The following is a 6,000-nucleotide window of genomic DNA, read 5'->3' on the forward strand; positions in this document are numbered from 1 at the left end:
AGACTCCCCGCCTGTGATCCGAAGCGTGTGGAACTGACGTCGTTCTCGACCGGGGCCGCCCGTCGCGACACCCGTTCGACCACATTCCCTACACCCCGTCGACACACGAACATAGTTGAGAGGAAGTCAATTCAGAAGGGGCAGGTTCCGCACAGTGCGCCCCCCGATCGGAGTACGGGTCTTGTACATCCCGTTTCCTCACCTTCGCGCCCCATCGCCCGCCCCCGCTGACCTGCCCCCTTTCGTCCCGTCCCGGCACCGTGCCCGGCGCCGCGCGCGCCCGGCCGCCAGTCACACAAATTGCCGGGGCTGTGGACAAACAACAGAGTCGGGTGCGTCATGGGATGGTGAAGGAACGTGCGCGCATTCTGGTTGTCGGCGGCGGCTACGTCGGGATGTACACGGCACTGCGTCTGCAGCGGAAGCTGAAGGGCGAGCTCAGGCGGGGTGACGTCGACATCACCGTCGTCACTCCGGACCCCTACATGACGTACCAGCCGTTCCTTCCGGAAGCGGCCGCCGGTTCGATCTCGCCCCGCCATGTCGTCGTACCGCTGCGTCGCGTCCTGGACCACTGTCATGTGGTCGTCGGCGAGGTGACGTCCATCGACCACGCGGTGCGCACCGCCGCCGTCCGCACCCTCGCCACCGCCGAGGAGGGAAAACCGGCCGAACTCCTCGGTTACGACGAGCTCGTGCTGGCCCCCGGCTCGATCTCCCGCGCGCTGCCCATCCCCGGCCTCGCCGAGTACGGCATCGGCTTCAAGACCGTCGAAGAGGCCATCGGCCTGCGCAACCACGTCATCGAGCAGATGGACATCGCCTCCTCCACCCGCGACCCCGCGATCCGCGACGCCGCCCTGACGTTCGTCTTCGTCGGCGGCGGCTACGCGGGCGTGGAGGCACTCGCCGAGCTGCAGGACATGGCCCGCTACGCCGCGCGCTACTACCACAACGTCCGCCCCGAGGACATGAAGTGGATCCTCGTGGAGGCCTCCGACCGCATCCTCCCCGAGGTCGGCGAGGAAATGGGCCGCTACACCGTCACCCAGCTGCGCCGCCGCAACATCCAGGTGCTCCTCGAAACCCGCCTGGACTCCTGCGCCGACCGCGTCGCCGTCCTCAGCGACGGCCAGCGCTTCCCGACCCGTACGGTCGTGTGGACGGCCGGCGTCAAACCCAGCCCTCTGCTCGCCGCGACCGACCTGCCGCTCACCGCGCGCGGCCGGCTGAAGTGCACCGCCCAGCTGACCGTCGACGGTACGGAGCACGCCTGGGCGGCCGGAGACGCGGCGGCCGTACCCGACGTCACCGCCGCCGAACCCGGCACCGAGACCGCGCCCAACGCCCAGCACGCCGTCCGCCAGGCCCGGACCCTCGGCGACAACATCGCCCACGCGCTGCGCGGCGAGCCCCTGGAGACGTACGCCCACAAGTACGTCGGCTCGGTCGCCTCCCTCGGCCTGCACGAGGGCGTCGCCCAGGTCTACGGGCGCAAGCTGAAGGGCTACCCTGCCTGGTTCATGCACCGCGTCTACCACCTCAGCAGGGTGCCCACTTTCAACCGAAAGGCCCGTGTCCTGGCGGAATGGACCCTCGCCGGGCTCTTCAAGAGGGAGATCGTCTCGCTCGGTTCGCTCGAACATCCGCGAGCGGAGTTCGAACTCGCTGCCGGTGGAAAGCCTCCTCACAGCCCCTCGGACGACCCGAAGGGGTCGTCCTGACCGGACTCAGGAACTCCCCGGCCCGCCCAGGCGTCTGACGGATGTCGCCGCGGCTCGCCCCCTGCCAGACTGCCCCACGTCCTCGGACGGGCCGCCCGCCCGCCCTTAAGCACCCACGAGGCTTCTTCCCAAGTGAACTTCACGCGCTGGAGCGCCCGGCTCCCCGGAACGCAGCGCCGCGCCGCCGCGCGGACCGAGCCCCCGGTCTCCCCGGACCGGCGAGGGGAAGGCTCCGTCCCCGCGGCCCGCGCCGGACAGCCTGCCGACGGCACACCTCTGGTGCCCGCCGTCGACGAACTGCCCGCGCGCGACGTCCTCGACCGCGTCCCGGCCCTGGTCGCCCTGGTGCACGGCGCCGACCACCGCATCGCGTACGTCAACGACGCCTACGCGGCGGCCTTCGGCGTACGGCCCCTGGGCACCCCCGCCCGCGAGGCGCTGCCCGAACTCGCCGAACTGGGCCTGCTGCCGCTCCTCGACCAGGTGCTGCGCAGCGGCAAGCCCCGCACCCTGAAGTCCCGCAAGGCCGTGGACGGCCGCTCGTACACCTTCACCTGCACCCCGGTCGACGAGGGCGGCGACCGCGACGGCGGCGTGCTCGTCTTCGCCACCGACGTCACCGACCACGCCGAGGCCGCCGAACGGCTGCGCGCCAGCGAGCGCCGCCAGCGTGAGACGGCGGTGACCCTGCAGCGCTCCCTGTTGCCGCAGGAGCTGGAACAACCCGACGACCTGCGCATCGCCGCCACCTACCAGCCCGGCGGCACCGAGGCCGCGGTCGGCGGCGACTGGTACGACGTGATCACCCTGGGCGGCGGCCGCACGGCCCTGGTGATCGGCGACGTCATGGGCCGGGGTGTGCGGGCGGCGGCGGTCATGGGCCAGTTGCGTACGGCCGTCCGCGCCTACGCCCGCCTCGACCTCCCGCCGCACGAGGTGCTCCAGTTGTTGGACGGCCTGGCCACCGAGATCGACGCAAACCAGATCGCCACCTGCGTCTACGCCGTCCACGACCCCAACGAGGGCCGGCTGGTGTACGCCTCCGCCGGGCACCTGCCGATCCTGGTCCGCGACGAGAACGGCACCGTCTCCCGCGCCGACGAGCCCACCGGCCCGCCGCTCGGCACCGGCGGCTGGATCCACTCCTCCGGCTCCATCGCCCTCGGCCCGGGCTCCACGGCCGTGCTCTACACCGACGGACTGGTCGAACGCCGCGACGAGGACCTGGACGAGGGCATCGCGGCCCTAGAAGGCGCCCTCGCCGGCGCGACCGGCACCCCACAGGTCATCTGCGACCGCCTGGTCCGCTCGGCCGGCGTCACCGCCGACCACGACGACGACGTCGCCGTCCTCGTCCTCCAGCACCCCGCCCGTACGGGCCCCGACGGCGACCTCTTCCGCAACGCGGCCCTGGAACTCCTCGGCGGCGTGGAGGCGGCCCCCCGCGCGCGTGCGTTCGCCTCGGGCGTGCTGACGAGCTGGCGCTTCCCGGCCGAGCTGCACGATCTCGGGGTGCTCGCCGCGAGCGAGCTCGTCGCCAACTCCCTCCAGCACGGCACGCCTCCCATGCGCCTGCGGCTCCGCCGCACCGACCGCCGCCTGATCATCGAGGTGACGGACGGGGACGATCACCTTCCCCGCCGCCGGCGAGCGGAACCGGGGGACGAGTCCGGCCGGGGCATCGCCATCGTGGCGACGATCGCCTCCAACTGGGGCTGCCGCAGAACGCCCGGCGGCGGCAAGGCGGTGTGGTGCGAGTTCCTGTTGCCGAAGAGCTAGGCACCGTGGGGCACGGTCACCTTTCAGCGAGCAGCGCCCCACACGTGGCCCGCTATTGCACCGGGTGCCTTACGCCTCCGCGGCCACCGGCTCCGCGGGTGCACCACCCCGGGCGACCACCCGAGTGCCACGGGCCAGCCACGGCCGGTCCTGGACAGGGGTCAGCCGCCGCCCCAGCCGCAGCGCGAGCACCGTGATCCCCAGCGAGAACAGCAGGAAGGTCACGACGTACGGCGCGTGCAGCGAGGCACCCAGCGGACCGCCCACCGCCGGACCCACAGCCAGCGCCAACTGCTTGACCAGCGCAAACGCAGAGTTGTACTGCCCGGCCATCCCTTCGGGAGCCAGGTCGGCGACCAGCGGCGCGACCGTCGGCGACAGCATCGCCTCACCCAGCCCGAACAGCGCGTAGGTCGAGACGAAGGCCGCGGTGGCCATCTCCCGGCTGCCGTGCCCCAGCCCCGCGTACCCGGCGGCCAGCCAGGCCACGGCCCAGATCAGACCGACACCGGCGATGACCCGGGACCGCCGACGGCGCTCCACGAACTTCAGCACGGCGAACTGCGCGACCACGATCATCAGCGTGTTCGCGGCCAGGGCCGTCCCCAGCGCGGAAGTGGATATCCCGGCGGCCTCGACGCCGTACGCGCTCAGCCCGGACTCGAACTGGCCGTAGCAGGCGAAGAACAGCACGAAGCCCAGCACGCACAGCTGCACCATGGCCCGGTTCCCGAGCAACTGCTTCCAGCTGCCCTTCGCCGACCGCGCGGGCGCGTTCTCGATCCGCGGCGAGTGCGGCATCCGCACGGTCGCCATCACGCCGACCAGCAGCAGGAACATCGCCGCCTCGATCGTGAACAGCAGCGTGAACGACGACACGCGCGTGGTGTCGACGAGATGACCGCCGATGAGACCGCCTATGCCGAGCCCCAGGTTCTGCAGGAAGAACTGCGTCGCGAACGCGCGCGACCGGGTGTCGGCCGTGGAGCAGTCCACGATCATCGTCGCCAGCGCGGGCTGCATCACGGCCTGCCCGGCACCGAGCGCCGCGGACGACAGCAGTACGGCGGTGGCGTTGCCCGCGAGCCCCAGGCTCAGCGCGCCGAGCGCGGCGGTGACCAGGGCGGCGAGCAGGACCGGCAGCGGGCCACGCCGCACGATCGCCCGGCCGGCGAACGGCAGCACGATCAGCGCGGCCACGGCGAAGACGGCGAGCACGACTCCCGCCGTCATGGCTCCCAGGCCCCGCACCTGCGCCACATAGACGTACAGGTAGGGGACGGTGAAGCCGAGCCCGAACGCGCTGAGTGCGTTGCCCACGTGGATCCGGCGCATCGCTGCGCCCATCGCCCTGGTCACGTTCACCTCTTTCAGTAGTTAGCCCTGAAGACTTCAAAGCTAAAGTTTGAAGCTAAAGATTACACATGGAAGGACTTCAATGCAAAGCACGTGCGTGCGATACTGCGGCCATGGCCGACACCGCCCCCGACGTCACAGAGCCGACGCTCGAAGAGCAGATCGCCGCCTACCAGCGCGAGTTCCAGGACCTGGACCCCCAGGTCGAGAAGATCGTGTCGGCGCTGTCCCGCCTCAACCGCCGCATGAACGTCGCCTACGGCCGCCAGACCTCCGGCCTCGGCATCAGCAACGCCGAGTGGGAGGTGCTCAAGGCGCTGGTCCTCTCCGGCGCCCCCTACCGCATGGGCCCCAGCGACCTCGCCAAGCGGCTCGGCCTCACGCCGGCCGCGATGACCCACCGGATCGACCGCATGGTCGCCGAGGGGCTCGTCACCAGGGAGCGCGACGAGTCCAACCGTGTCCGGGTGATCGTCGAGCTGACGCCCGAGGGTCGCGAGAAGTGGCTGGAGGCCATGCGCCTGGCCACCGTTTTCGAGGAGGACCTGCTCCAGGACCTCACGCCGGCGGAGCGCGGAGTGCTCGGCGAGGTCCTGACCAGACTCCTGCGCAGGGTGGAGCACGCCCAGCCGGACGCCGGCGGCCGGCTCAGCGACCTCGACTGAGGTCACCGTAAAAGATCTTGACAGGGGGTGTTGACACACCCCTGGTCGATCCGTAAAGTTCTTCGGGTTGCCACGGAGCCGTAACGGTTCCTCGGTAGCGCCTCAGCCGCTCCGAGCGGCACCTCACACCAACAGCACGATCTCCCGGACGGGTTGTTTTCGGCGTGCCCGAATTCAATTCGAATGGAAGCCCGGCGGCCCGATTGGGAATCGCCGAGCGGATCCGCTAAGGTTTGAGACGTCGGAACGGCCCAACGGCCGGGAAGACAAGCCCCCCTGACTGGGAGTCAGACGCCGAAAGGATCTGATAGAGTCGGAACCGCCGGAAAGGGAAACGCGAAAGCGAGAACCTGGAAAGCACCGAGGAAATCGGATCGAGAAAAGATCTGATAGAGTCGGAAACACCGAAGGGAAGCGCCCGGAGGAAAGCCCGAGAGGGTGAGTACAAAGGAAGCGACCGTTCCTTGAGAACTCAA

The 6,000-nt window shown here is 70.3% G+C and carries 4 protein-coding genes; 3 read left to right on the forward strand and 1 reads right to left on the reverse strand.

What is annotated here, in order from left to right; translation table 11 throughout:
* The first annotated feature begins 344 nt into the window (after nucleotides 1-344).
* Entirely contained in the window at nucleotides 345-1,724 is a 1,380-nt protein-coding gene (locus ACIBJF_RS09010) for an NAD(P)/FAD-dependent oxidoreductase (protein ID WP_399173024.1), read from the forward strand.
* Between the two features lie 132 nt (nucleotides 1,725-1,856).
* Nucleotides 1,857-3,503 (forward strand): SpoIIE family protein phosphatase, encoded by a 1,647-nt coding sequence (locus tag ACIBJF_RS09015; RefSeq protein ID WP_399173025.1) that lies wholly within the window; start codon nucleotides 1,857-1,859, stop codon nucleotides 3,501-3,503.
* A gap of 69 nt (nucleotides 3,504-3,572) precedes the next feature.
* Here the strand turns inward: ACIBJF_RS09015 and ACIBJF_RS09020 are convergent, their stop codons facing one another.
* Nucleotides 3,573-4,862 carry an MFS transporter gene (locus ACIBJF_RS09020; RefSeq protein ID WP_399173027.1) on the reverse strand — a complete coding sequence of 430 codons (1,290 nt, stop codon included), beginning with the start codon at nucleotides 4,860-4,862 and terminating at the stop codon, nucleotides 3,573-3,575.
* Between the two features lie 110 nt (nucleotides 4,863-4,972).
* On the opposite strand from ACIBJF_RS09020, the gene ACIBJF_RS09025 reads away from it, so the two are divergent.
* Nucleotides 4,973-5,524: a MarR family winged helix-turn-helix transcriptional regulator gene (locus ACIBJF_RS09025; RefSeq protein ID WP_399173028.1), complete on the forward strand. Its 552-nt coding sequence runs from the start codon at nucleotides 4,973-4,975 to the stop codon at nucleotides 5,522-5,524.
* The last annotated feature ends 476 nt before the right edge of the window (nucleotides 5,525-6,000 follow it).

The organism is Streptomyces sp. NPDC050743 (assembly GCF_044456925.1).
Taxonomy (GTDB): Bacteria; Actinomycetota; Actinomycetes; order Streptomycetales; family Streptomycetaceae; genus Streptomyces.